This is a genomic window from Halomonas sp. H5 (genome assembly GCF_050613175.1).
Lineage (GTDB): Bacteria > Pseudomonadota > Gammaproteobacteria > Pseudomonadales > Halomonadaceae > Bisbaumannia > Bisbaumannia salifodinae.
Map to the genome: position 1 here is coordinate 1753939 of NZ_CP192510.1, position 24534 is coordinate 1778472.

General features: G+C 68.4%; 18 protein-coding genes. 10 read left to right on the forward strand and 8 right to left on the reverse strand.

Annotated features, from left to right (window positions below; all coding sequences use genetic code 11):
- Positions 1–91: 91 nt before the first annotated feature.
- The 4 genes from ACQ1W9_RS08075 to phhA all read right to left on the reverse strand — a co-directional run bounded on the left by ACQ1W9_RS08075 (position 92) and on the right by phhA (position 4262).
- On the reverse strand, positions 92–1594 hold the full coding sequence (locus tag ACQ1W9_RS08075) for an NCS2 family permease (RefSeq protein ID WP_431026120.1): 1503 nt from the start codon (positions 1592–1594) through the stop codon (positions 92–94).
- A gap of 304 nt (positions 1595–1898) precedes the next feature.
- Complete coding sequence (locus tag ACQ1W9_RS08080; RefSeq protein WP_431026121.1) at positions 1899–3086, reverse strand: aromatic amino acid transaminase; 1188 nt, start codon at positions 3084–3086, stop codon at positions 1899–1901.
- Positions 3087–3425, reverse strand: a complete 339-nt coding sequence (locus ACQ1W9_RS08085; protein WP_431026122.1) for a 4a-hydroxytetrahydrobiopterin dehydratase — start codon at positions 3423–3425, stop codon at positions 3087–3089.
- Positions 3426–3455: 30 nt separating this feature from the next.
- Positions 3456–4262 carry a phenylalanine 4-monooxygenase gene (gene phhA / locus ACQ1W9_RS08090; RefSeq protein WP_431026123.1) on the reverse strand — a complete coding sequence of 269 codons (807 nt, stop codon included), beginning with the start codon at positions 4260–4262 and terminating at the stop codon, positions 3456–3458.
- 243 nt (positions 4263–4505) lie between these two features.
- On the opposite strand from phhA, the gene ACQ1W9_RS08095 reads away from it, so the two are divergent.
- Positions 4506–6065 carry a sigma-54-dependent transcriptional regulator gene (locus ACQ1W9_RS08095; protein ID WP_431026124.1) on the forward strand — a complete coding sequence of 520 codons (1560 nt, stop codon included), beginning with the start codon at positions 4506–4508 and terminating at the stop codon, positions 6063–6065.
- A gap of 53 nt (positions 6066–6118) precedes the next feature.
- Positions 6119–6709: a hypothetical protein gene (locus ACQ1W9_RS08100; RefSeq protein ID WP_431026429.1), complete on the forward strand. Its 591-nt coding sequence runs from the start codon at positions 6119–6121 to the stop codon at positions 6707–6709.
- Between the two features lie 77 nt (positions 6710–6786).
- On the opposite strand, the gene ACQ1W9_RS08105 is transcribed toward ACQ1W9_RS08100, so the two are convergent.
- Entirely contained in the window at positions 6787–8754 is a 1968-nt protein-coding gene (locus tag ACQ1W9_RS08105; RefSeq protein ID WP_431026125.1) for a RecQ family ATP-dependent DNA helicase, read from the reverse strand.
- 109 nt (positions 8755–8863) lie between these two features.
- Between ACQ1W9_RS08105 and ACQ1W9_RS08110 the strand changes: the two genes are divergently transcribed.
- From ACQ1W9_RS08110 to ACQ1W9_RS08125, 4 genes are read left to right on the forward strand one after another with little or no spacing between them, the layout of a single operon-like run.
- A complete protein-coding gene (locus ACQ1W9_RS08110) occupies positions 8864–10291 on the forward strand; it encodes a hypothetical protein (RefSeq protein ID WP_431026126.1) in 1428 nt (475 codons plus the stop codon).
- Positions 10292–11110, forward strand: coding sequence for a hypothetical protein (locus ACQ1W9_RS08115; RefSeq protein WP_431026127.1), 819 nt, complete (start codon positions 10292–10294; stop codon positions 11108–11110).
- The gene (locus tag ACQ1W9_RS08120) at positions 11107–15978 is read left to right on the forward strand and encodes a hypothetical protein (RefSeq protein WP_431026128.1); all 4872 of its coding nucleotides are present in this window, start codon (positions 11107–11109) and stop codon (positions 15976–15978) included. The genes ACQ1W9_RS08115 and ACQ1W9_RS08120 overlap by 4 nt, the downstream gene beginning before the upstream one ends.
- A gap of 58 nt (positions 15979–16036) precedes the next feature.
- Positions 16037–16432, forward strand: a complete 396-nt coding sequence (locus ACQ1W9_RS08125) for a group II truncated hemoglobin (protein WP_431026129.1) — start codon at positions 16037–16039, stop codon at positions 16430–16432.
- A gap of 364 nt (positions 16433–16796) precedes the next feature.
- Here ACQ1W9_RS08125 and ACQ1W9_RS08130 read toward each other — a convergent pair whose 3' ends face one another.
- A complete protein-coding gene (locus ACQ1W9_RS08130; protein ID WP_431026130.1) occupies positions 16797–17723 on the reverse strand; it encodes a sensor domain-containing diguanylate cyclase in 927 nt (308 codons plus the stop codon).
- Between the two features lie 425 nt (positions 17724–18148).
- Positions 18149–19300 (reverse strand): cyclopropane fatty acyl phospholipid synthase, encoded by a 1152-nt coding sequence (gene cfa / locus ACQ1W9_RS08135; RefSeq protein WP_431026131.1) that lies wholly within the window; start codon positions 19298–19300, stop codon positions 18149–18151.
- Between the two features lie 127 nt (positions 19301–19427).
- Here cfa and ACQ1W9_RS08140 point away from each other — a divergent pair, with 127 nt between their 5' ends.
- Positions 19428–19730 carry an MTH1187 family thiamine-binding protein gene (locus ACQ1W9_RS08140; protein WP_346064199.1) on the forward strand — a complete coding sequence of 101 codons (303 nt, stop codon included), beginning with the start codon at positions 19428–19430 and terminating at the stop codon, positions 19728–19730.
- Positions 19731–19763: 33 nt separating this feature from the next.
- On the opposite strand, the gene ACQ1W9_RS08145 is transcribed toward ACQ1W9_RS08140, so the two are convergent.
- The gene (locus ACQ1W9_RS08145; protein ID WP_431026132.1) at positions 19764–20684 is read right to left on the reverse strand and encodes a LysR family transcriptional regulator ArgP; all 921 of its coding nucleotides are present in this window, start codon (positions 20682–20684) and stop codon (positions 19764–19766) included.
- Positions 20685–20780: 96 nt separating this feature from the next.
- Between ACQ1W9_RS08145 and ACQ1W9_RS08150 the strand changes: the two genes are divergently transcribed.
- The 3 genes from ACQ1W9_RS08150 to ACQ1W9_RS08160 all read left to right on the forward strand — a co-directional run bounded on the left by ACQ1W9_RS08150 (position 20781) and on the right by ACQ1W9_RS08160 (position 24350).
- Entirely contained in the window at positions 20781–21389 is a 609-nt protein-coding gene (locus ACQ1W9_RS08150) for a LysE/ArgO family amino acid transporter (protein ID WP_431026133.1), read from the forward strand.
- A gap of 233 nt (positions 21390–21622) precedes the next feature.
- Complete coding sequence (gene hppD / locus ACQ1W9_RS08155) at positions 21623–22729, forward strand: 4-hydroxyphenylpyruvate dioxygenase (RefSeq protein ID WP_346064202.1); 1107 nt, start codon at positions 21623–21625, stop codon at positions 22727–22729.
- Positions 22730–22889: 160 nt separating this feature from the next.
- On the forward strand, positions 22890–24350 hold the full coding sequence (locus ACQ1W9_RS08160) for a sodium-dependent transporter (RefSeq protein ID WP_431026134.1): 1461 nt from the start codon (positions 22890–22892) through the stop codon (positions 24348–24350).
- The last annotated feature ends 184 nt before the right edge of the window (positions 24351–24534 follow it).

Below are 24534 nucleotides of genomic sequence, written 5' to 3' on the forward strand. Positions count from 1 at the left end.
AACCCTTCCATGGGCGCTACTTTTGCCGTCCCTGGTCAAAAAAACCTCGCTGCGCCTTACCCCCAGCGCAGTCCATCAATTTGCCTTGTGGTTAATCACCGGAGGGCAGGGGACGTTCCTGCTTGGCACCCTGGAGCGCGAAGTAGGCGAAGAAGGCCGCCATCACCACATAGCCCAGGGCGAAGTCCGGGGCGGCATTGAAGGCCAGCTTGGGGGCGTGCATCAGGCCCACGAAGGAGAAGCCCGCCGCCACCAGGGCGAAGGCCGCGGCGCGGCGGAACTGCTGGTCGATCACCGAGACGGTCATGGCCCCCAGCATGATGGCGGTGAACATGGCGCCCTGGCCCAGGGGCACGATGCCGCTGGAGATGCCGGCCACGGTCTCCTCGGCGGCGCGGCCGAAGCGGGTCATCACGTAGTTGGCGAAGTAGGGCAGCATGGCCAGGGCCACCGCCGGGTAGTAGCGGGTGTCATTGGCCTGGAAGGCGGTGGCGATCATCGACATGCCGACGAAGACCAGGATCGGCGCCACCACCGAGACCGGGATGATGGCCGCCAGGACGGCGATCAGGCCGAACATGGTGGCGATGGCATAGACGGCCCCATTGAGGAGGCTGTAGCCGCGGCCGGCACCCATCCACTTGGCGCCCACGGTGGCGATATAGACGGTGGTGGGGAAGACGCCGCCGAACAGGGCGCCGAGCATGGTGCCCACGCCATCCACCGCCTGGCACTCGCGGACGTCGTACTTGTCGCCGGCGGCCTCCATGGCCTCCACGTTGTTCATGGTCTCGATGGCGTTGTAGAGGGTGATGGGCAGCACCACGGTGAGGATCGCCAGCATGCTGGTGAAGAGCAGCCCCAGGCCCTCGAACCAGGCCATATTGGGCAGCAGCGGGTAGAAGCCCAGGTGGGTGAAGGCGTCGCCGAACTGGCCCTCCTCGGTGGCGCCGATCAGGTAGGCCAGCGCCGAGCCGATGATGATCGCGAACAGCGAGGTGGGCAGGCGAAAGGGCATGGCGACCCGGGCCACCAGGCCGACGATGATGATGGCCAGCACCAGCAGGCCCACCACCGGGATCTCCAGGGTCTTGAAGAGCATCTCGCCGGCGATAAAGGTCAACGCCACCCCGGCCACGGCGCCGAGCATGGCGGCCCGGGGCAGGTTACGCTGCACCCAGCGACCGATCAGGCTGATCACCGCCTCGATGGCGCCGCTGATAAAGCAGGCCGCCACCGCCACCTTCCAGGCCAGCTCGGCGTCACCGGTGAGCTGCTTGGCGGGCAGCAGCACGCCGAACAGGAAGACGAACATCACCGGGGTGGAGATGCCGTAGGAGAGGGCGGTAACGTCGGCGCGGTTCTCCTTGCGGGCCAGGCGCGCGGCGCTGTAGGCGTAGTAGAAGTTGCCTACCATCACCGCCACGGCGGCACCGGGAAGCACCTGGCCGAAGACCAGCTCGGCGGGGAAGCCCAGGCCCAGCATGGTGATGGCGATGATCACGAAGTTGGCGATATTGTTCTGGAAGAGGGCGAAGAAGGCGTCGGTGTCCTCCTTCTTGTACCAGGGGTAGTGCACGGCGGGGGTGGTCATAGCGGCCTCGTGTTATTGGACGTTGTGGCAAGGCAAAGGCTTGATTAGCGGCATCAGTCTGACCCAGAACTGACCGCTTGGTCAATTTTTCGCTTGCGCGGGGCGTCCGTCGATGGTAGGCAGCGGATTCTAACCCACTGATATACCAGCGCAAGTTATGCCGCTTATCATGCCGGAAGAGGGAAGAGGGAAGAGGGAAGAGGGAAGGAAGAGAGAGCTAGCGGCCGGCAAAGAGCGCTGCTGATAGAAAACACAATGCCCGGGCCAAGGCCCGGGCATTGCGACTAGCGGGAGTGCTGACGGCTTAGTTGACCGCGGCGATGGCCTTGGTCAGGTACTCCAGGTTCTCGGTGGAGAAGCCCGCCACATTGGCGCGACCGGAGCGCACCATATAGATGCCGAACTCGTCGCGCAGGCGATCCACCTGCTCCGGGGCGAGGCCGGTGTAGGAGAACATGCCGCGCTGCTCGCCGACGCAGGCGTACTTCTCGGCCAGGCCGTGGGGCGCGAGGGCCGCCACGAAGTCCTGACGCAGGCCGTTGATGCGATCACGCATCTCGGTGAGTTCACTGCGCCACTGGGCGGCCAGCTCGGCGGACTCGAGGATCTCGGTGACGATAGCGCCGCCGTGGGAGGGCGGGTTGGAGTAGTTCTCCCGGGCCACGATGGCCATCTGGGAGCGCACGTTCTCCATCTGCTCGTTGGTCTTGGCCACGGCGATCATGGCGCCGGTGCGTTCGCTGTAGATGCCGAAGTTCTTGGAGCAGGAACTGGTGATCAGCACCTCGTCCAGGTTCTCGGCCAGCAGGCGCACGCCGAAGGCATCCTCGTCCAGGCCCTCGCCGAAGCCCTGGTAGGCGAAGTCCACCAGCGGCAGCAGCTCGCGCTCCTGGACCACCGCCAGCACCTCGCGCCACTGCTCCTGGGAGAGATCGAAGCCGGAGGGGTTGTGGCAGCAGGCATGCAGCACCACCACGTCGCCCACCGGGATCTCCTTGAGGGCGGCCAGCATGCCGGCGAAGTCGAGGCGGTTCTCGGCGTCCACATAGGGGTACTTGCCGAGCTTGAGGCCGGCGGCCTCGAAGATGCCCAGGTGATTCGGCCAGGTGGGATCGCTGACCCAGATGCCCTTGCCGGGCAGCTGGCTCTTGATGAAGTCGGCAGCCAGGCGCAGGGCACCGGTGCCGCCCGGGGATTGGGTGGCACTGGCGCGACCGGCGTCCAGCACCGGGGAGTCGGCACCGAAGATCAGCGGCAGGATCACCTTGGCATAGCGGGGGGAGCCATGGGAGCCGATATAGGTCTTGGTGGTCTCGTTCTTCAGCAGCAGCGCCTCGGCCTCCTTGACGGCGCGCATTACCGGGGTGTTGCCCTTGGCATCACGATAGACCCCGACCCCCAGGTCCACCTTGTTGGGGTTGGTGTCCTTGTTGAAGGCCTCGATCAGCCCGAGGATGGCATCCCCGGGCACCCGCTGAATCTGCTCGAACATTTACGCTGCTACCTCGTCGGTTCTGGCGGCTAGGATGAAGTCGTTCTTGTGCAGGCCCTTCATCTCGTGGGACCACCAGGTCACCGTGACTCGGCCCCACTCGGTGAGCAGGGCCGGATGGTGGCCGGCGGCCTCGGCGATCTCCCCCACCCGATTGGTGAAGGCCAGGGCCTGCTGGAAGTTGCGGAAGGTAAAGACCCGCTCCAGTTGCATGATGCCATCGCGCTCGACGATCTGCCACTGGGGCAGCTCGGCCAGGTAGGCGTCGCGCTCCTCCGCGGTGGCCTGGGGGGCATCCCAGCGGCAGGCCTGGCATTTTTCCCGGGCTAGTTCGCTCATGGCGTGGCTCCTGATCGGTCGGATGATGACTTAATGGGCGGCCTGGGACTCGCTCGCCGCCTCCTTGGGAGGAAAGCGGGGTGGATAGAGACCCAGCGCCATGGCCTGGTGGACCAGGGCCATGATGTCACGCCGGGCCAGTTCCTGCAGGGTCTCCAGGCTATCGAGAACATAGTAGAGCGGCTGCAGGATATCGATGCGATAGGGGGTGCGCAGGGCATCCAGGGCATCGAAGGGATGGTGCTCCGGCGCCTCCGAGAGGGCGTACTGGGTCTCCCTGGGGGAGGAGAGGATACCGCCACCGTAGATGCGCCGGCCCTGGGGCGTCTCCACCAGGCCGAATTCCACCGTCATCCAGTAGAGGCGCGCCAGATAGACCCGCTCGGCGGGACTCGCCGCCAGGCCCAGGCGGCCATAGGTGGCGGTGAAATCGGCGAAGCCCGGGTGGGTCAGCATGGGGCAGTGGCCGAAGATCTCGTGGAAGATGTCCGGCTCCTGCAGGTAATCCATCTCTTCCGGGGTGCGGATAAAGGTGGCCACCGGGAAGCGTCGGTTGGCCAGCAGCTCGAAGAAGGTATCGAAGGGGATCAGCGCCGGCACCGGGGCGGTGCGCCAGCCGGTGGCGGCCTCCAGCACGCGATCCACCTCGGCCAGTTGGGGGATGCGCTCCCGGGGCAGGGTGAGTCGCTCCAAGCCGTCCAGATAGGCCTGGCAGGCGCGCCCGGGGAGCAGCTCGAGCTGGCGGCGGACCAGCGCCTGCCAGGTGGCGTTTTCCACCTCGTCGTAGGCGATATGGCCTCGGGCATCGGGTTGGTGGGCCTGATACTGGGTCGTCATGCAGCACCTCCTGCGGCCTGGCCGTGGACGCTCTTGCAGTGTAGACGGGAGCTGTTGGGGCCGGACCTGTACCGTCAATCTACCCTTACGACCCGGGATGGCGTCGGGGCGTTCCTCCTCGGGGAATCGCCCCGCCGGAAGTGGCTTGCCAGGTGTCGGAACCGGTGTCACGATATCTTTACAATACGGTCAGGCGGATGTGACGCCAAAAGCGGCGTCGCGACACTTTTTATCGAGAAGGCTATGCGACTGAAGTTTCACTGCCAGAACCGCATCGGCATCCTGCGGGATATCGTCGCCCAGTTCGCCGACTATGGGGTCAATGTGGCCCGGGGCGAGGTGGGCGGCGACCACGGCAACACCATCTATCTCTACCTACCGCAACTGCTCAATGCCCAGTTGGCGACCCTCAAGCCGGTGCTGGAGCGGATCCCCGGGGTCTTCGGCGTCAAGCGGGTCAGCCTGATGCCCAGCGAGCGCCGCCACCTGGAGCTGGATGCGCTGCTGTCGTCGCTCTCCGACCCGGTGATGTCCATCGACATGGAGGGACATATCGTCGCCGCCAACCGCGCCGCCGGGCAGATGCTGGGGGTGCGGGTGGACGAGGTGCCGGGGCTGTCCCTGGATCGCTACCTGCCGGACCTCGACCTGCCGGCGCTGATCCGCCGCAACAACGCCCGGGTCAACGGCCTGCGCCTCAAGCTCGGCGAGGCCACCTACCTGGCGGATATCTCGCCGCTGCACAGCGAGAAGGATGACGACGTGGCCTCCCTGGCCGGGGCCGTGGTGACCCTGCACCGGGCCGACCGCATCGGCGAGCGCATCTACCAGGTGCAGCGCCAGGAGCTGCGCGGCTTCGATGCGCTCTTCCAGGCTAGCCCGCGACTCGCCGCGGTGATCCGCGAGGCCCGGCGCATGGCGCCCCTCGATGCCCCCCTGCTGATCCAGGGCGAGACCGGCACCGGCAAGGAGCTGCTGGCCCGGGCCTGCCACCTGGCCAGCCCCCGGGGCCAGGCGCCCTTTATGGCGCTGAACTGCGCCGGCCTGCCGGAATCCATGGCCGAGACCGAGCTGTTCGGCTATGCGCCGGGCGCCTTCGAGGGGGCGCGGCCGGAGGGCAAGCTGGGGCTGCTGGAGCTGACCGCCGGTGGCACCATCTTCCTCGACGAGGTGGGGGAGATGAGCCCACGGCTGCAGGTGAAGCTGCTGCGCTTCCTGCAGGACGGCGGCTTCCGCCGGGTGGGCAGCGACGAGGAGACCTACCTGGACGTGCGGGTGATCTGCGCCACCCAGCAGGACCTGCCGGCGCTGTGCGCCGAGGGGCGCTTCCGCGAGGACCTCTACCATCGCCTCAATGTGCTCTCCCTGGCGGTGCCGCCGCTGCGCGACTGCCTGGATGGCATCGAGCCCCTGGCGGAGCACTTCCTCGACCGCGCTGCCCGCCAGATCGGCTGCCCCCTGCCGCGGCTCTCCGCCGAGGCGCTGGCGCGGCTGGCCGGCTACCACTGGCCGGGCAATGTGCGCCAGTTGGAGAACGTGCTCTTCCAGGCGGCCTCGCTCTGCGAGGGCGAGGTGATCGAGGCGCAACACCTGCGCCTGCCGGCGGTGGGCAAGCGCCAGGGCCTCGACGGCATCGACCTGGAGGGGCAACTGACCGATATCCTCGGCGAGGTGGAGCGCCGGGTGCTGGCGGCCCTCTACCCCCAGTACCCCTCCAGCCGCCAACTGGGCAAGCGCCTGGGGGTCTCGCATACCACCATCGCCAACAAGCTCAAGCGTCATGGGATCGGCAGAGAGGAATAAGAGAAGCAGCAAGAGGGTAGAAGGAAGATAAACGAGAGGAGGGAGGCTTGCCGATGGGGATACCGCTGGGGGTGAAGCTGGTTTTTAGTCTCTGGGTGCTGCTCTGGGCACCGACCTATGCCTGGCTGCTGGGGCCCCAGAACTTCTTCTGGCTATGCAACCTGGCCAACTTCCTGCTGCTGGTCGGCCTGTGGCGGGAGAGCCGCCTGCTGTGTTCCATGCAGTGGCTGGCGGTGGCCCTGGTGGGGCTCTTGTGGGGCCTGGACGTGGCGGGGGCGGCGCTGTTCGGCGTCCATCCCATCGGCGGTACCGAATATATGTTCGACCCGCAACAGCCCCTGCTGACCCGGGGACTCTCCTTCTATCACCTGGGATTGCCGCTGGTGGCGGGCTTCGCGGTCTGGCGCCTGGGCTACGACCGCCGCGCCCTGGCCGGCCAGGCGCTGCTCACCGCGGTGGTGATCCCGCTGACCTATCTCGTCACCGAGGCCGAGCGCAATATCAACTGGGTGGAGGGGCCCTTCGGGGTGCCCCAGGAGGGCCTGCCGACCGTGCTCTACCTGCCGCTGCTGATGATCAGTTGCCCCCTGGCCCTCTATCTGCCCGTGCACCTGGCCACCCTCTGGGCAGGCCGACGGCGTTAATGCTCGTGGACCAGGCCCGGCGCCTCCCCCCTGCCCGTGCATCTGGTGACCCTGGCGGCCCGGCGCTGGCGACGGTGCTAGTCTTCCCGGGCCAGGCCCAGCGCCTCCACCGCCTCGCGCACCCGGCCATAGGGCTGCGCCTCGAGGGCGGCGAAGCCATCCAGGCGGCGTGCCTTGAGGCGGGTCAGCCAGGGGCTGGTCAGGCCGCACAGGAAGCGCGTCAGCAGCGCCGCCGTGGCCGGCAGTCCGGCCTCCGCCAGCGCCGCGAGCAGCGGCCGGCAGTGCGCTGCCAGGGCCTCGCCGGAGGGCGGGGGCGGCGTGCCCGGCGCCGGTAGCCGGGCCGTCTGACCCGCACAGGCGGAGCAGTGGCCGCAGCGCTCGGGGGCCTGGGTGTCGCCGAAGTAGGCCGCCAGTCGCCGGCTCAGGCAGCTGTCGCTCTCGAACAGCGTCAGCATGGCATTCAGGCGTGCCAGCTCCGCCCGCTCCTTGGCCCGGAAGTGGTCGTGGAGCTCGTCGCCCAGGGCCTCGGTCGCCACCTCGCCGGTCACCGCATAGACCTCGGTGAGCCCCTTGCTCTCCAGGCGAATCCAGCCCTGTTCCTGGAAGTACTCCAGGGCCTTGAGGACCCGCTCGCGGCGCACATCGAGGCCCCGCTCGGTGCCCAGGCGCGCCAGGGTCTCGAGGTTCAGGGCGTGCCAGCGGCGCGCCTTGGGGGCGGCCTCCAGCAACGCCTCAACGAAGGCCCGGCGCTCGTCCTGGAAGCGACCGGCCAGCGCCGCCGGCTCGATCAGGCACTCGAAGCGGTAGTCGGCGAAGTAGCTGTAGCGGGGGGCGATCACCCCGCGCAGCTCCAGCTGCACCAGCAGGGTTTTCAGCGGCAGGGGGCGAATATCGCTCTCCTGGGCCAGGGCGTTGAGGGTCAGCTCCCACTGGGGGCCGGTGGCGGCGACCTCGCCCAACACCCGGCGAATGCCCAGGCGGGTGGGGGTGTCGCCGTAGACGAAATTCTCGAGCACGGTGAGGGCACCGCGATCGCCCAGCATCAGGCAGTGGGAGGGGGCGCCATCGCGGCCGGCGCGGCCGATCTCCTGGCTGTAGTTCTCGATCGACTTGGGCAGGTCGAAGTGCACCACGTTACGGATATCGGCCTTGTCGATGCCCATGCCGAAGGCGATGGTGGCGACGATGCAGTTGAGCTCGCCGCCCATGAAGGCGGCCTGGATGGCGTCGCGTCGCTGATGATCCAGGCCGGCATGGTAGGCCCGGGCGGGCAGGCCGGCCTTGTCCAGGTAGGCGGCCAGGCGCTCGGCGCCCTGCTGCAAGGTCACATAGACGATGGTGGGTTCGGGGCTAGGGCCGCTCAGGCGTGGCTTCAGCCAGCTCGCCAGGCGCCTGGCCCGCTCCTCGCTGGGGGTGGGAACCACCTCGAGGCACAGGTTGGGGCGGTAGAAACCGGTGGTGGTGACGTCATCGGCGGCGATGCCGAAGGCGCCACGCATGTCCTCGATCACCTGTGGCGTGGCGGTGGCGGTAAGCAGCAGCACCTGGGGGATGGCGAACTCCCGCTGGTAGGCGGGCAGCTTCAGGTAGTCGGGGCGGAAGTTATGGCCCCATTCCGAGAGGCAGTGAGCCTCGTCCACCACCAGCAGCGAGATCGGCACGCCGCGGATAAAGGCGCGGAAGCGCTCGTTCTTGAGGCGCTCCACCGAGACCATCAGGATGCGGATCTCGCCCTGACGCACCCCCGCCATCACCCGGCTCGCCTCCTCGCGGCCCTGGGTGGAGTCGAGGCTCGCCGCGGCGATGCCGTGACGGGCGAGGAAGGCGAGCTGATCCTGCATCAGCGCCAGCAGCGGCGAGACCACCAGGGTCAGGTGGGGCAGGTGCAGGGCGGGCAGCTGGTAGCAGAGCGACTTGCCGGCGCCGGTGGGGAAGATCGCCGCCGCCGAGCGACCGGCGACGATGGCCTCGATCACCGGGCGCTGGCCGGGGCGCAGGCTGTCATAGCCGAAGACCCGCTGCAGGGTGCTGTCGAGGGGTTCCATGGCGAGGCTCCTCATCCTTGGGGTGACTGGCCCCCCATCTTACACCGTCCGGCCATGACCCGACCCGGCAGGCTTGGCATAATGGCCGTTTTGGCCTCAGGGAAGACCCATGACCGCCTGGAGCAAGTTGCTGGTCGCCACCACCCGGTTGATCGATCTGCATGACAGCGCCCACGAGCCCGGCTCGCCCTTTATCCAGGTGACCCAGGAGCAGCGCCGCGGCCTGCGCGACGGCTACTGGCTCGACCTGGGCTGCCTGCTGCTGGATTACCTGCTGGAGATGGATTTTGCCACCAACAGCGCCTTCGTTACCCAGGGGCGCTGCCTGGCCCACCTGCGCACCGCCTATCCGGCGCACTATGGCGAGCTCTCCCCGGACGACCTGGGCTTCGTCATCAACCTGCTCGCGACCCCCAGCGAGTTGCACTTCCGCCAGCCAGGGGACGCGGAGGCGCGGCGCCAGCGCAGCACCAAGCGCACCGCCCTGATCGAGAAGCAGGGCCAGACCGGCCAGGTGCGGCTCACCGCCAGCGGCCGCCAGGCGGTGACCCTGGCCGGCCAGGTGGAGGACCTGCTCTATTCCGAGTATGACGCCGCCAAGGTGCTGGCGGCCCTGGCCCGCGGCGACTTCGCGCGGATCCCCGATATCACCAACCAGATCCTGCTGTCGATCCGCGGCCTGACCCAGGAGCTGCGCCGGGTGCGCGAGAACCCCACCCGGGAGGGCAAGCTGGCGGCGCTGCTGGACAACCAGCGCCACTACCATCACGCCCTCTCGACCATCCAGCAGACCCTGCTCGACGCCCGCGCCCAGTTGGTCAGCCCGCAGCTCGGCGAGCGCTTCGCCGCCTGGTGCGAGGCCCAGCCGGACGGTGAGGCCTGGGACCTGCGGGTGCTCTCCGGGGCCATCGGCCGGGTGCTCACCGCCATCGAGAACCTCTCCCGGCGCCTCGCCGAATTGCTCGCCGATATCGCCGAGGGGCGCATCCAGTCCATGGGCGTGGTGGATTTCACCGACCTGGCCCGGGGCCTGCTGGCGGCGCCGCCGGCAGCGGCGCTGCGCGATGCCCTGGTGGCGCGGTTGATGCCGCGTCCGCCGAGGGTGGCCATGCCGCGTCCGGTGAGCCTGATTCCCCTGCTGGAGAGTCGTCGCGCCGAGGTCAGCCACGCCGCCCTGGTGTTCGACGCCGAGCCGGGGGCCGCCCCGGAGGATCCGCTGCTGGCCCGCTTCCTCGAGGCCCGTGGCCCGGCCCTCAGGGCGCGCCTGGCCAGGGCGCCGCTGGCCCTGCCGGAGGCCCTGGCCGAGGGCTGGCACCGTTTCGAGGAGGGCGACTGCCTGGCGCAACTGCTCAATACCTTCGTCGATACCGCCCTGCTGGACGCCCGGCTGCGGGTGGGCATCGAGCCGCAGCCCTTCGAGGTGACCCTGGAGGATGGCCGGGTGATCCGCGGCGAGGTGACCCCCTCGCTGCGCCTGGCCTCTGCGCCCCTCGATGTGGTTTCCCCGAGTGCCGCCACCGCCAAGGATGAATGCTGAATGAACATGACCGACATGGGCGAAGTGGTCGCCTACCTGTTGCGCTACCGCAGCGCCGAACGCAGTCCCGCCGGGCGCAAGCGCCGTGCGGCCCGGGAAGGCCAGGCCTCGGAGCGGGACGTCTGCGCCCTGCTCGACGATGCCAGCGACACCGAGCGCGAGGGGCTGCGCGACTTCCTGGCCGGCATGGGGCTGCGCCTGACCGCCTTCGAGGCCGGGGACTATCCCGGCATCGCCCCGGGCTCCCGCTACTATGCGCTGCTGGCGGACCCGCAGCTGGAGCAGCCACCGCTGTTCTCCCGGGAGGCGATCTTCGAGGCCCTGCGCCTGCGCCAGGAGAGTCGCGGCGAACTGGCCCAGTGGTACCTGCAGCTATGGCTGCTGATGCAGGCCCTGCTCTATACCCGCTACAACCGGGCGCTCTCCGATGTCAGCCGCTACCAGGAGGCGACCTTCGCCAGCGGCGAGCTGCTGGAGCTGCTGCGTGATCAGCTCGAGGCCCTGCGCGACCTGGGCGAGGCGGCCCCGGAGACCAGCCGCGCCCTGCTCGAGGAGCGCGGCGAGGACCTCAGTCGCCGGGTGCGCGCCTTTATCGACCTGCAGGTGCGCGCCGGCCTGCTGGAGGCGCCCCGGGACGAGGCCGGGGAGGGCGATATCTGGCAGCAGACCCTGCTCGGGGCCCTGGAGGCGGAGCAGGTGGGCATTCATCAGCTGGCCCATCTACAGGCCCTGGCCCGAGGTGCGACCGGTGAGGCAGAAGGTGCGCCGGCGGCGGAGACGGGCGGTGAGGAGATGGATGCCGAGGAGGAACGGGCATGAGCGTGATCAACCGTATCGAGGTGGCCAACCTGCTGAACAAGCATGGCGATATCGCCTCGCCCTGGGACGCCAAGATGCGTCACCTGCTGCTCGACCTACGCGGCCAGTCCAGCGCCATCAGCATGGAGAACGGCTTCGGCAAAACGACACTGGCCGAGGCGCTGATCGGCCTGCTCTCCCGGGACAAGACGCTGCTGTCGCGCACCCGGCGCAAGTGTTCCCCCGCGGCGGTGAGCGGGGCGGGGCGCAGCTGGAGCCACCTGCGGGTGGAGTTCCGCGCCCATAGCGGGGCGCCCGGCCAGGGCGACATGCTGGCCGCCGCCGGCGACGAGGTGGCCGGCGAGACCTTCGTGTTCGGCTTCTATGGCTACAGCGACGGCAGCGGCCTCTCCTTCTACCACTACCCGGGGCGTCTGGAGGCGGTGCCGGTGCATCATGTCACCGCCGACGGCAAGCTGGCCCTCTATGCCAACAGCGACGTCAAGGCGGCCATGGCCGCCCAGGGCGTGCGCCTGACCCATAACCGGGAGGAGTGGCTGGAGGCGGTGGGCGCCCATGTCTCGCGGCGCGAGCTGGCCCAGTTGGCCGCCTTCCAGAAGGAGGGTGGCGCCGACAAGAGCCAGATCTTCAATGCCATCAAGCCCCGCGGCGGCGAGAAGGCGGATCAGGCCTTTTTCTTCGAGGTGCTGGCGCCGGAGATCCTCTCCGGTGCCATGCGCGGCGAGACCGACGAGAGCGAGGAGCTGATCGAGGAGGTGATCCTCAACTCGGGGAGCAATATCGCCGAACTGCGCCATCGCCTGGAGGAAGCGGAACGCGACCAGCACCGCGCCGCCGACAAGGTGACGAGCCTGGCCGAACTCAACGATCAGGGGCACTCCCTGGCCGAGGCGCGCCGCGAGCTGGAGGAGCTGGATGCCGGCCTGGCCGGGCTGGAGCGACTGCTCGGCGGCCAAGCCCTGCTGGGGTTGCCGGGGCTGCCACGGCGCCCCGAGGCGGCGGACGAGGTGACGCCCGAGATCGTCGCCGGTTGCGCCTGGGGCCTGGGCGACACCGGGCGGCCACGCATCGCCACCGCCCTGCTGGCCCGGCTCAGCGGCGAGAGCGAGCGCCGGGTGCGTCAGGCGCTGCAGGAGGGCGGGGCCCGCCTGGAGGGGCACCGGCGCCTGATTCACCTGCCCGAGGCGGCCTGGCTGCAGGGGCGCGAGCCCACCCATGTGGATTTCGCCACGGCCCGGGGCTGGCTCGCCGAGACCCTGGCCTTCGCCGATGACCTGGCCCGGCAGCGCGCCCTGGCCACCCTGGAGGCGGCGGCGGAGGCCTTCGAGGCCCTGGACGGCAACCCCTTCCGGGAGGAGGTGATCGCCGATCGCACCTACCAGGAGGAGCTGAGCCGGGAGCTTGGCGAGCTGGAGGCCCGCGGCGAGGCCCTGGAGGAGGAGGCCGAGCGGCTGGCCAACCAGCAGAGGGATTTCATCGACAACCAGAGTTTCTATGCCCAGGCCCTGGGCGAGGGGCTCTTCGAGGAGGCGGAGCTGGAGGTGCCCGAGCGGACCGCCGAGGCCAGCCGGGAGGCCGCCAAGGCGGCCCGCCAGGCTCTCAATACCCACCTGGGGCGCGTCGGCGAGCTCAAGCAGGTGGCGGCCTGGCATGCCGACTTCCGGCGCCAGCACCCGGACACCGCCCCCGGCGAGGAGCTGGAGGAGAAACAGGCCCGGGAGGCGAGCCTGGAGGAGGCCGCCGAGGCGGAGCGCGAGGCCCTGGGCCCCCTGGTGGAGCGCTGTGACGACCTGCGCCGCCAGGCCGAGACGCTGCGTGACGAGCAGCAGCGCCTGAGCGGCGAGCAGGGCCTGCTCGCCCAGGGCCAGGCGCCCTGGCAGGCCTTCGTGGCGGGCTGGCCGGAGGCCTCGCCCCAGGGCTTCTGGACCCGCCGCAAGACCGAGCTGGCGGAGCTCGAGGCGGCGTGTCGCCAGGCTCGCCGCGACCTGGATGAGGCCCGGCGCGACCAGGCGCGGCTGGCGCCCCTGGCCGAGGCGGCTCGGCACTACGCCGAACTGCACGGCGACGAGGAGCCGGTGCACCTGCGTGGCCGCCTGCAGGCCCGGGCCCGGGAGCTGGAGGACGAGGCGCACCGCCTGGATCAGGAGGAGACGCGGCTGCGCGCCCTGCACCAGGCCCGGCTCGACTTCGCCGAGCGCAGTGACCTGGCCCCGGCGGCCTGGCTCAAGGATGCCCGGCGCCGTTACCCGCGGCTGCTGGGCGAGGCCGAGGCGCTGGATGCCGGCCTCGCCCAGCGCGAGGCCTACCTGGCCAGCCTGGCCGGGGACCCCCTGGAGCGGCGGGCCCTGGAGGCCGAGGCCGAGCGGCGGCTGAGCACGGCGGGGATCGCCTGGCGCCCCCTGCACGAGGTGCTCAACGACCCCGAGGCCGATCCGGCGCGGCGCCGCGAGTGGCTGGTGCAGGCCGCGGGGGTGCTCTTCGCCCCGGTGGTGGAGGGCCAGGCGGCCGCCGAGGCCGCCGCCGGCGAACTCGACGAGGCGGGCCTGGCCCTGCCGGTGCTGGAGGCGGGGCAGCTGGCCCGGCGCCTGGCCGGCGGCGAGTCGCCCCTGGGCGCCGTCCAGGGCCTCGAGACCCTGGCCGTCAAGGCGGCCCTCGACCCGCGCTATCTCGACGAGCTGCGCGAGGCCACCGAGCGGCGCCTGGCGGCGGATCGCGAGCGGCGGGCCGCCCTGGCCGAGGAGTGCCAGCGCCTCGATCCCCATGGCGAGAGCTTCGCCCTGGCCCTCCAGGCCCAGGCCGCGGACGAGGCCGGCGTGGTGGAGGCCCTGGAGCGGCTGGCGACGAGCCGTGAGGCGCTCGACGCCCAGCGGGCCGAGCTGACGCCGCGGCTCACCGAGCCGGCCCTGGCGGCGATCGACGACTATCAGCGTTATCTCCAGGAGGGCGGCGAGGTGGCCCTGGAGGCGGCCGCCGAGGCGCGCCTCGGCGCCGAGGCTCGCCTGGCCGAATCGAGCCCCCGCCAGCGGGAGGCGGAGGCCGAGCTGGCGGCCCACGGCAAGACCTGGCTGGCGGCGGAGCAGTTCGCCGATGCCGGCGGCGTCGAGCGTCTGGCGGCCCTGGAGGCACGACTCACCGTCGTGGAGGCCGAGCGCGAGACCCTCCAGGTCCAGTTGGCCGAGATGGCGGCGCGGCGCGACGCCGGCGAGCGTCGCCTGGAGGAGCTGCTGGCGGCGCGGCGTCGCCTGTTCGCCGATGGGGAGCGGGATCGCCTGCGTGCCCTGGCCCGCTTCGAGGCCGAGGGCGGCGATACCTTCATGGCCGGTGCCGCCGAGGCCCAGGCGCGGCTCGAGAGCGAGCTGGCCCGGGCGGCGCGGCGGGCCGATTTCGATTTCGCGCGCATTCGCGCCTACCTGGCGGTGCGCGATGCCGGCGGTGGCGGCCAGCGGCTGACCCGCGAACTGGCGCGGGTCAAGCGCGAGCGCGGCGAACTGCGCGAGACCCTCAAGGCGAAGCGCGGCGAGCGCGAGGCCCTGGCGCAGCGCCTGAGCGCCCTGACCCAGGCCCTGGGCCGGGTCGATCAATTGGCCAGTGAGTGGCTGCGGGTGGTGCGGGAGTTGCCCGAGGGCTGGGCGCGGCGCCTGGCGGCCCTGGACGACCTGGAAGCGGCCGCCCAGTGGCCCCCGGAGGCCGAGGCCTGGGAGGCGCGCCAGGCCGCCCTGGTGCGCTGGCGGCTGTTGGCGGCCGAGACCGAGGCCCTCGAGCTCCCGGCGCTGGAGGCCTGTCAGCAGGCCCTGCTGGATGCCCTCGGCGAGCTCAATCTCGGCGAGCGGGCGCGCAACCGGGAGCGTCAGGCACGCCAGGTGGCGCAACTGGCGGAGCGCCTGGCCGAGGCCCTGGACGCCGCCGCCCGCAGCCAGCGTTTCAGCGACACCGAGCGGGCGCGACTGGCGGCCTTCCAGGACGCCGGCGCCGCCGCCCTGGAGGACCTGGCGGCACTGCATGGGCAGCTCCGGGAACAGCTCGAGCTGCACCAGGGGCGGGTGACGCGGCTGCAGGAGTCCCGTGAACAGATCGAGAGCACCCTGGTGGAGCGACTCAGCTCGATCATCGGTGATGCCGCCGGCAACCTGGATATCCTCAAGCGGGTGGCGCGCAGCCACGGCGAGGGGGGCGCCTTCTTCGAGGTCAAGGCGTCGCTGATCGGCTCCGAGGCCCTGAGCGAGCTGATTCGTGGCCTGCTGGTGGAGATCGACGAGCATCAGGCGCTATTGCAGCGCCGCGCCGAGCGCGACGGCGGCGAGCCGCGGCGCCGCGACGAGGATCTGCTGCGGCAGATTCGCCGGCGCATCTACCGGGGCCTCTTCCATGAGGTGACGATCCGCCTCAAGCATGAGGCGATCCGTCCCCATGGGCGGCTCTTCTCCCTCAACGAGGACATGTCCGAGGGGCAGCGGGAGGCGGTGTCGCTGATGTGGCTGGTCAAGCTCTCCGAGTTCGCCATCGAGCGGGAGCTGCGGGAACTGCCCGGTCACCACAAGCGCCGCGCCCGGGCCAGCCGCGAGAGCGTCATCCTGCTGGACGGGCTCTTCTCCAAGCTCTCCCATCGTCGCCTGATCCAGGACTCCCTGGAGTCGCTGCGCAATACCCGCGGGCGCTTCCAGATGATCGGCCTGATCCACAACCCCAACTACGAGAACGACCCGGGCATCTTCCCCACCTACCTGGTGGGCAGCGTGATCGGCGGCGCCCAGGGGCAGGGCGGCCACGTGATGGTGCGCGACGGCCGGATCACCGAGCCCGAGGCCCTGGGGCGCTCCGTCGGCGAGGCCAGCCTGTTCGGTATCCATATCAGCGAGCCGGCCACATGAGCGAGGCTTGGGAGCGGCCGGCCTGGGTCGGCATCATCGACAAGCATGAGGTGAGGCAATGACGTCTCTATTCGGCGTGGGCGACAGCACCCTGCGGGCCCTGGGGGGCGAGGCGGCGGTGGAGGAACTGGTGGCGCGCTTCTATGCCGCCATGGAGCGCCTGCCCGAGGCGCGACGCATCCGCGCCATGCACCCGGAATCGCTGGATGTCTCCCGCGACAAGCTCTCCACCTTCCTGATCGGCTGGATGGGTGGCCCCCACCGTTACCGGGAGCGCTTCGGCCCCATCGCCATCCCCGCCGCCCATCGCCACCTGGATATCGGCCCCGAGGAGCGGGACGCCTGGCTGGCCTGCATGGCGGTGGCGCTGCGCGAGATGGGCGTGGCGGCGGATCTCGAGGCCTATCTGCTGGCGCAGCTTCGCCATCCCGCCGAGATGTGCCGGACGCGCTAGTCGTTCGGGGGGGTATGTCGCGATGTTGCCCCGACGCTGCCGAGATGTGCCGGACGCGCTAGTCGTTCGGGGGTATGTCGCGATGTCGCCCCGACGCTGCCGAGATGTGCCGGTCGCGCTAGTCGTTCGGGGGGTATGGCGCGATGTCGCCCCGACGCTGCCGAGATGTGCCGGACGCGCTAGTCATTCGGGGGGGGGATGTCGCGATGTCCCCCCGACGCTGCCGAGATGTGCCGGACGCGCTAGTCGTTCGGGGGGTATGTCGCGATGTCGCCCCGATGCTGCCGAGATGTGCCGGACGCGCTAGTCGTTCGGGGGGTATGTCGCGATGTCGCCCCGACGCTGCCGAGATGTGCCTGTCGCGTTAATTCTCCGGGGCGTCGATGGCCCGATTGCGCCCCGACTCCTTGGCGATATAGAGGTGACGGTCGGCACGATCGATCAGCGCCTCGCGGTTCTCGCCGATACGGTATTCGGCGACCCCCAGGCTGATGGTCACCCGCCGTGGGCAGAGCCCGAAGTCATGGCCGGCGATGCGCTCGCGCAGGCGCTGAGCCACCGCCAGGGCCTGGGGCCGTGGCGTCAGCGGCAGCAAGGCGGCAAATTCCTCACCACCCAGGCGGGCCAGGGTATCCTCGCCGCGCAGTTCCTCCTGGCAGAGGGTCGCCAGCCGGCACAGCACCTCGTCGCCCTTGAGATGCCCCCAGGTGTCATTGACGCGCTTGAAGTGGTCCAGGTCGAAGAGGATCAGCGACAAGGGGGTGCCGTGGCGGCAGCTCAGGGAGAGCCGATAGTCCAGGCAGCTCATCAGCTTGCGTCGATTGGGCAGGCCGGTCAGCTCGTCGGTATCGGAGAGTTCGCGGAGATGCGCCTGATGGGCGATCTGCTCGCTGATATCGACCATAACGCCGTGCCAGAGGGTGCCGTCGCCATGGGGCTCCGGCTGGGCGCGCACGCCGAACCAGGCCTCGCCGCCCTCGGGGCGGCTCAGGCGAAACTGGGTCGCCATCAGGCTGAGGCCCTTGGCGGAGCGTTCCACCGCCACCATCAGGCGAGGAAAGTCCTCGGGGTGGACCCGATCGAAGGCATGGCGGCCATCGTCGGCGAGCCGCAGGCGCTGGTGGGCGTCGCCCAGCACCGGACTGTCGGCGCCGGCGATATAGGGGAAGCAGATCCTTCCCTCGGCGCTGCGATAGCATTGGAAGATCAGCCCCGGCAGGCAGGCGCTCAAGGTCGCCAGCCGTTGCGAGGCCTCCCCGGGGCGTTCCAGGGTGGTGGAATCGAAAGGCATGGGCCTTCCCTGCGTGTGATTTTCTTATTATCCATCGATCATTGCCGATGGGTTTATTAGTTTTTATCGAACTGAGTATCCTACCCATTGCAGACGGGGAGGATATCCTCTCTTGGAAGTAAGTCATTTTACACGATTCGTGTAAGAAATTGGCTATAGGTAAAGAAAGGTGTGTAATTCGCCCGACTGCCTCGGCGGAGGTCGTGTACTCCTCGGGTGAGATATCAGCGTGGGGCGCCGTGGCGGCCGAGGCGACCCCGGGAGAATTATCTCGGGGCGTCGTAGCGTCCGAGGCGGCCCCGGGAGAAGACCACTTGCCACAGTTGCATATGGCGGGCGCGGAAGCCGCCGGCACAGACGGAGAGGCGTGGTAAAGCGCCGGAACATGCGCCTCGGCGGAGGTCGTGTACTCCTTGAGTGGGATATCAGCGCGGGGCGTCGTAGCGGCCGAGGCGGCCTCGGGAGAAGACCACTTGCCAGAGTTGCATATGGCGGGCGCGGAAGCCGCCGGCACAGACCGACAGGTAATATCGGAACATGCGCCGGGTGCGCTCATTGTAGTTGTCGGCGATCTCGTGCCAGTGCTCGTCGACATTGGCCAGCCAGGCTATCAGGGTACGGTCGTAGTCCGCCCCGAAGTTCTGCCAATCCTCCATCAGTAGTCGCCCCTCGCTGGTGCGGGCGATATCCGCCGCCGAGGGGAGCACGCCATTGGGGAAGATATACTTGTTGATCCAGGGGTCGGCGGTGATCTCCGAGCTGTTGGAGCCGATGGTATGCAGCAGGAAGAGGCCATCCTCGGCCAGTAGCCGTTCCACGGTGGCGAAGTAGGTAGCATAGTTGCGATGACCCACGTGCTCGAACATGCCGATGGAGACGATGCGGTCGAAGCGGCCCCCCAGTTCCCGATAATCCTGCAGGCGAATCTCGACCGGGAGGCCCTCGCAGCGCTCACGGGCCAGGGCGGCCTGCTCCTTCGAGATGGTGATGCCGGTCACCTCGACGCCATGATGGCGGGCGGCATGTTCGGCGAAACTGCCCCAGCCGCAGCCGATATCCAGGACTCGCATGCCCGGATGCAGGTCGAGCTTGCGACAGGCCAGCTCCAGTTTGGCCCGCTGCGCCTCATGCAGGTTCCTGGCCTCCTTCCAGTAGCCGCAGGAGTAGCACAGGGTGGGGTCGAGCATGCGCTCGAAGAGGTCGTTGCCGAGGTCATAGTGGGCCTCGCCGACGATATAGGCGCGGGCCTTGCTTTGCAGGTTGAAGAAGCCCGACTGGAGTCGATACATCAGCCGCTCGGTGGGCGTATGGGCGCGTTCGCCCAGGCCGTGCAGCAGCAGGCGACAGGCCATCTCGTCGATACGGTCGCACTCCCACCAGCCATCCATATAGGCCTCGCCCAGTCCCAGGGTGCCCTGATGAAGCACCCGGGAGAAGAAGTCGGGGTGATAGACTCGCAGGTCCCAGGGCTGGTTGCCGTTGAGGGTCACGCCGGAACCTGCCAGCAGCTGTTCGATAATGCGTCTGGCGCGAGTATCCGGCAGGGTAAGGGGGGCGATATGGGTATCACTGGTCATGGCGTCCTCCTGGGCCTGGTGGGGGCATGGGCTGGCTCCGCGGCTGCCGGCAACTTAGGGTTGAGCATAGTTCAAGCGACTAATCCTTGGTAATCAAGGCATTTCCAACGATAAGGAGAGGCGTGATATGCAAGTCATGGTGGATCTCTGCGTGGTGCCCCTGGGCGTGGGGGTCTCGGTATCCCCCCAGGTGGCGGCCTGTCAGCGGGTCATTCAGGCCTCCGGGCTGAATTATCGTATGCACGCCTATGGCACCAATATCGAGGGGCCCTGGGATGAGGTGATGGCGGTGGTCAAGCGCTGCCATGAGGTGGTGCACGAGATGGGCGCGCCGCGCATCACCTCGACCCTCAGGGTGGGCACTCGCATCGATCGGGCGCAGTCCATGGACGACAAGGTGGCCAGCGTGGAGGCGTTACTTAAAGAGTAGACGCCACGACCCCGGCCTAACGAGATGCCCCGCCTAGCGCGGGGCATCGTCGTCTTGGGGCAGGGGTTCCAGCCAGTCGCCACTGTGTCTGAGCAGATGGCCGGTCAAGGCCTCCAGGGTCGCTCCCCCTTGGCGCCAGTGATGCCAGTAGAGGGGGACCTCGATGCGACGCGCCTGGTCATCGAGGCTGGGAAGTTCCACCAGGCGGCCCTCGGCCAGTTCGCGAGCCACCTGGCGCTCGGGGATCATGCCGTAGCCGAGCCCGGCCAGCGCCATGCCCACGAACCCCTCGGAGGAGGGGCAGAGGTGGTGGGGGAAGGGCTCATGGAAGCCGTGGCGAGCCAGGTAGCGATGCTGCAGGCGATCGTCCGGACCATAGACGATGGCCGGGGCATGACGCAGGGCCGCATGGCTGAGGCCGGTGGGGAAGTGCCGGGCAATAAAGGCGGGGCTGGCCAGGGCGCGATAACGCATCTGGCCCAGGGCATGACTGCGGGCCCCCTGAACCGGGCGTGGCGTGTCGCAGAGGCAGCCCGCCACCTCGCCGTCGCGCATGCGCTTGAGGGCCACCTCCTGATCCTCCACCAGCAGCTCGAAGAGCAGCCGGTGCTCCCGGCAGAAGCTGGCCATGCTGGCGGGCCACCAGGTGGCCAGGCTATCGGCATTGATCGCCAGGCGCAGGCGCGGCTCCGCCTCGCCCAGGGTCGGCACCTGATCCAGCAGATCATGCTCCAGCAGGCGTACCTGGCGGGCATGGTTGAGCAGGCGCCGTCCCACCGGAGTGGGGGCGAGGCGCGGGCCGCGGACCAGTACCGGCTGACCGAGACGCGCCTCCAGCAGCTTGATGCGCTGGGAGACCGCCGACTGGGTCAGCCCCAACTGCTGGGCGCCGCGTTCGAAGCCGCCCTGATCCACCACCGCGGTCAGGGCCTCGAGGAGCTTGTAGTCGAACATCAGGCTTTCTTATTTCTCATTCGGTGAATTAATTTCATTAATTTATCTTGCCACTCTAGCCTGGGCGCTTCCATTTCACCATCGAGGAGTCGTGTCGTGTGGAGTTCGCTGTTTCATGGGCTGGTGGTGGGGGCCGGACTGATCATCGCCATCGGGGCCCAGAACGCCTTCGTGCTCAACCAGGGGTTACGCCGGGAGCATGGCTATCTGGTGGCCGCCCTCTGTGCCCTCTGTGACTGGCTGCTGATCGCCCTGGGGGTGCTGGGAGTCGGGACCCTGCTGGCCCAGCAGCCGGCCCTGATCGCCGTGGCGCGCTGGGGCGGGGCGCTGTTTCTGGCCTGGCAGGCGGGGCTGGCACTGCGTCGGGCTGGCGCGGCCCAGGGGCTGGTGGGGCGTGGCACGACGCCGCGCTCCCGCCGGGTGGTGGTCCTGACCACCCTGGCGGTGACCCTGCTCAATCCCCAGGTCTATCTCGACACCCTGTTATTGCTGGGGGCCATCGGTGCCCTCCAGCCCAGTCCCGTGGGGTTTATGGTGGGGGCGGCCCTGGCCTCCTGTGTCTGGTTCTTCGGCCTGGTGGGCGCCGCCGCCTGGTTGGCGCCCCGCCTGGCCAGCCCGGGAACCTGGCGGCTGATCGACCTGGGTATCGCCGCCATGCTGGGCTGGGTGGCCTGGCAACTGGCCAGTGGCGCCATGCTGGCATAAGGATGTCACGTTTTCTTTACGGCCTGTCAGGCCGCTGCACCACCCGGGGGGCGCCATCCGGCGAGGGTCGAGGGGTGTAATAAGAAGTTTACGTTAGCTGGCCTCCGAAGCCGGGAGTCGCTGGCCATTGGCGCCGATGGGGGCATTCCCGGCGTGCTCCCGTCGCCCTAGCCTGTAGCCATCCCACCTGGCCAAGGGCCGGGGCATGACGACACAACAACCGGAGGCCTATCATGAACGCCGTGGCACAGACCCAGACAACCGCCGAGATCTCGTCCCACAACCCCATTGGCACCAATGGTTTCGAGTTCGTCGAATTCACCGCGCCGGATGCCGCAGGCATCGACGCCCTGCGCGGCCTCTTTACCCAGTTGGGCTTCACCGAGACCCGCAAACACCGCTCCAAGCAGGTCTTCCTGTTCCAGCAGGAGGGCGTGAACTTCGTGCTCAACGCCGAGCCGGGCAGCCATGCCGCCGAGTTCGCGCGCATTCATGGACCCAGCGCCTGCGCCATGGCCTGGAAGGTGGCCGACGCCAAGCAGGCCTATGCGCATGCCCTGGCCAATGGCGCCGAGGCCATGGAGAACCCGGTGGGCCCCGGCGAGGTGGGGATTCCCGCGGTCAAGGGCATCGGCGGCTCGCTGCTCTACTTCGTCGACAACAAGCTCGACGACCAGGGCCGCACCATCTACGACATCGACTTCGAGGCCATCGACGGGCGTACCGCCCAGGACAACAGCGTCGGCCTGCAGATCCTCGATCACCTGACCCACAACGTGGATCGCGGCCAGATGGACGTCTGGGCGGACTTCTATACCCGTATCGCCAACTTCCGCGAAATCCGCTATTTCGATATCGAGGGCAAGATGACCGGGCTCTTCTCCCGGGCCATGACCGCGCCCTGCGGGAAGATGCATATCCCCATCAACGAGTCCGCCGACGATAACTCCCAGATCGCCGAATTCCTGCGCGAGTACAACGGCGAGGGGATCCAGCACCTGGCCATGGCCACCGACGATATCTACGCCACCGTCAAGGCGCTGAAGGCCAATGGCGTCAAGTTCCTCACCACCCCGGATACCTACTACGAGAAGGTCGACGCCCGGGTGCCCAATCACGAGGAGAACGTCGAGGAGCTACGCGAGCTGAGCCTGCTGGTGGACGGTGCCCCGGATCAGGGCGTGCTGCTGCAGATCTTCACCGAGACCGTGATTGGCCCGATCTTCTTCGAGATCATTCAGCGCAAGGGCAACGACGGCTTCGGCGAGGGTAACTTCAAGGCCCTGTTCGAATCCATCGAGGAGGATCAGATCCGCCGCGGCGTGCTCAAGGCCGACTAAGGCGATACCGCCGCCTCGACTCGGGGCGGCGGTTTTGCTACAAATCAGTCCTTAGTGTCAAGCTTGTCGATAAAAACAGATTTTCCATTTGGTCTAATGGCTCTATAGCGACAAATAACGCTAAAATCACCGACAACAACAAGTGCTGTAAGGTATCCCGATGACGACGACAAATGACGCACCCAAGACCCTCTGGCTTGGGCGATGGGGGTTCGTGCTAGCGGCCACCGGTTCCGCGGTGGGCCTCGGCAATATCTGGAAGTTTCCCTATATCACCGGCGAATTCGGCGGTGGTGCCTTCGTGCTGGTCTACCTGGCCTGCATCCTGGCGGTGGGCGTGCCCATCATGATGGCCGAGATCAGCTTCGGGCGACGCGGTCGCGGCAGCCCCATCGATGCCATTCGGCGGGTGGTGCAGGAGTCCGGCGGCGGTGGCTTCTGGTCGCTGTTCGGCTGGATGGCCATGCTCTGCGGCTTCATGATCCTGACCTTCTATGTGGTGGTGGCCGGCTGGTCCTTCGCCTACCTGTGGAAGATGCTCAGCGGTGGCCTGGTGGGCTCCAGCGTCGAGGATATGGCGGCCATCTTCGAGGCCAACAACGCCAACCCCTTCAACCTGGGACTGTGGAGCACCCTGGTCACCGTGCTGACCATGCTGATCGTCGGCAAGGGCGTGCAGGCGGGTATCGAGCGCAGCGTCAGTTGGATGATGCCGGGCATGGTGGTGATGCTGGCGATCCTGATCGGCTATGGCGTCTATTCCGGCGGCTTCGGCGAGGCCTTCGCCTTCCTGTTCTCCTTCAACACCGACGGCCTGAGCAGCGAAGGGCTGTTGGCGGCCCTGGGGCATGCCTTCTTCACCCTGTCCCTGGCCTCCGGTGCCATCCTCACCTACGGCGCCTACCTGCCCAAGGGCCACTCCATCGCGCGCACCACCTTCAGCGTGGCCATCGCCGATACCGTGGTGGCGCTGATGGCCGGCCTGGCGATCTTCCCGATCATCTTCGCCAACGGCATGAGCCCGGGCGGCGGTCCGGGGCTGATCTTCATGAGCCTGCCGCTGGCCTTCCAGGCCATGCCGCTGGGCACCCTGTTCGGCGTGCTGTTCTTCCTGATGCTCTCCATGGCGGCCCTGACCTCGTCCATTTCGATGATCGAGGCCACCGTGGCCTGGCTTATCGACAACAAGGGAGTGTCGCGCAAGCAGGCCTCCTGGGGCGTGGGCATCGTGCTGTGGGTGGTCAGTACCCTGGCGATGCTCTCCTTCAACTGGGGCGCCGACTGGACCCTGGGCGGGCGTCACTTCTTCGATTGGCTCGATTACCTGACCTCGCGCTGGATGATGCCCCTGGGTGGCCTGGGCATGGCGCTGATGGCCGGCTTCCTGCTGCGCAACGAGCTGTTCAAGGAAGAGCTGGGGCTCTCCAACGTCCAGCATGCGCTCTGGTTGTTCATGGTGCGCTACGTCAGCCCGCTGGGCATCGTGCTGATCTTCGTCGATGCCCTGGGCCTGGCCAGCCTCAACCTGGCCGTCCAGTGGCCCTGGCTGCTGGCCCTGCTGATCGCCGTCACCGTGGTCGGCGAGCTGGCCAGCCCGCGGCTCAAGCGTCAGTTCTCCTGATCCCGCGATCGCCATCATGGCCCTGCGGCCCCCGCCTGGAGCGGGGGCCGCTTGTTTTGGTGGGATTGGCGATAAGCTATGATCCCATGGGCATTGGCCCGGTCGGCGCCCTGACCTTATATTTGGCTATAAGAAGTCGGGTATATCGATTAAAATAGAATATCCAGTCCCGCGAGTCCCAGGA